General features: G+C 61.9%; 1 protein-coding gene and 1 pseudogene. Both read left to right on the top strand.

Going from position 1 to position 1,744, the window contains the following annotated elements; all coding sequences use genetic code 11:
• Positions 1 to 149 precede the first annotated feature (149 nt).
• Positions 150 to 1,235: a vanadium-dependent haloperoxidase gene (locus RMO25_RS11780; protein WP_309662796.1), complete on the top strand. Its 1,086-nt coding sequence runs from the start codon at positions 150 to 152 to the stop codon at positions 1,233 to 1,235.
• A 299-nt stretch (positions 1,236 to 1,534) separates the two neighbouring features.
• A pseudogene (locus RMO25_RS11775) lies at positions 1,535 to 1,744 on the top strand (hypothetical protein); the annotation flags it as partial.

Here is a 1,744-nt window from a genome sequence, read left to right as displayed (position 1 = left end):
TGGTTGGACTACTCTTATTGGTCGCTTCTGGATCCAGCGCGTTTGCCGACGCGGTCATCGACTGGAATGCCGCGATGACCCAATTCAACGAAGGCCAGACGCCGCCTGATCAACCCGGCTCCCCGCCACTTGAGCTTCGGGCCTACGCGATGGCGCACATCGCCATTTTCAACGCCGTCAGCGAGGCGATGAAGAGTCACGGCAACGCCGAGGCCGCCGCCGCAAAGGCGGCGCATGAGGTGCTCGTCAAGACCCTGCCCGCTGGCGCCAGCGTCTTCGATGCTCTGCTGGCCAAACAGCTCATCGCGATTCCGGACGGATCCGAAAAGGTCATCGGCTTGAAAATCGGCGCCAAGGCCGGCGCCGCCATGCTCGCCGCCCGGGCGAACGACGGTGCCGCCACTGGCGAGGGGCCGTACAAGCCGGGCTCCAAACCGGGGGCTTACCAATTCACCCCGCCCTTCGACAAGATGGCGCCGCCCGGGGGCTCTCCGCCGTATGCCGCCTTCCCCAATCTGGGCAAGGTCACGCCCTTCGTGCTGAAGAGCGGCGATCAATTCCGCGCACCCCCGCCCTATATGGTGCGCGATCCCGAATACGTGTTCGACTTCAACGAAGTCAAGGCACTCGGCGCCCGTAACAGCAGCATTCGCACTCCCGACCAGACTGAAATGGCGAAATTCTGGTTCGAGATGTCTGCCTTTAGCTGGAACCGCACTGCGCGCATCCTCGCCGCCCAGCAAACGGACAACTTGCTCAACCACGCCCGGCTTTTTGCCGCGCTCAACGCCGCAATGTTCGACGCCATTATCGCCGGCTTCGACTCGAAATATACCTACAACTTCTGGCGGCCAACTACGGCGATCCGGACGGCGGCGACCGACGACAACAACCTCACGGACGCCGATCCAGCTTGGGAACCGCTGATGGACACGCCGCCAATGCCCGATTACATTTCGACCCACGCCGATCAGGGGGCCGCGGCGTCCGTCGTGCTGATCTGGTTTTTCCACGGCGATGAGCACAACTTCACGCTGACGAGCACCATGGCGGGAATCGTCCCGGGCCTGCATTCGCGCACGTTTCAGCGCATTTCCGACGCGGCGGTGGAAAACGCATTGTCCCGACTATACGCCGGCATCCATTTCCGACTCGCCTGCCTCAGCGGCCTGACTCAGGGCCGCAACGTCGGAGCCTGGGTCGTGCAGCATGCTCCCTACACCGAAGGCCGCTGAGCGGTTCGATCTGGATTAGGGTTGGGCGCAGGCACATTAGAAACGGGCCGTCTGCGGCCAATCGCCGCGATTCGGGTAAACCATCGCGCCAGAATGTCGGTCCCGCCGTTTGCTGCGACGAGTTGGGGCTGGACCCGAGGACATAAATTGCGAGTTCAACCCGTAACCTTTGCGGGAGAAAATCTTTAGAATGCTCGATGCCACATTCTCCCAATCTCGCGGCGGCAGAGACGCTGGCCCGGCCCGCTGCCGGGCCGCCGTCACTGAAGTGCCGGTTTCTGCTTCAACTTGCCGTTTGGATGTCGCTGCCCTTGTCCGTCCTCGCGACCGAACATGCCACCGTCGCGTTTCCCAGCGGCGCGGACGACTTTCTCATCGCGGGCATGCCGCCGCCCGGCTTGTACGGCTGGATTTATTACAATCACTACCAGTCGAATTTCCTGGCAAACAATTCGGGGAAGATGGCCCTTCAGAACTTTAATTTGAAAGCCGATGTCGTGGCTGTCCGC

Origin of the sequence: Sphingomonas sp., assembly GCF_031361285.1 — a bacterium.
Taxonomy (GTDB): Bacteria; Pseudomonadota; Alphaproteobacteria; order Sphingomonadales; family Sphingomonadaceae; genus Sphingomicrobium.
Note: the sequence above shows the minus strand (reverse complement) of the source record. Positions and strands in the feature narration are given on the sequence as shown.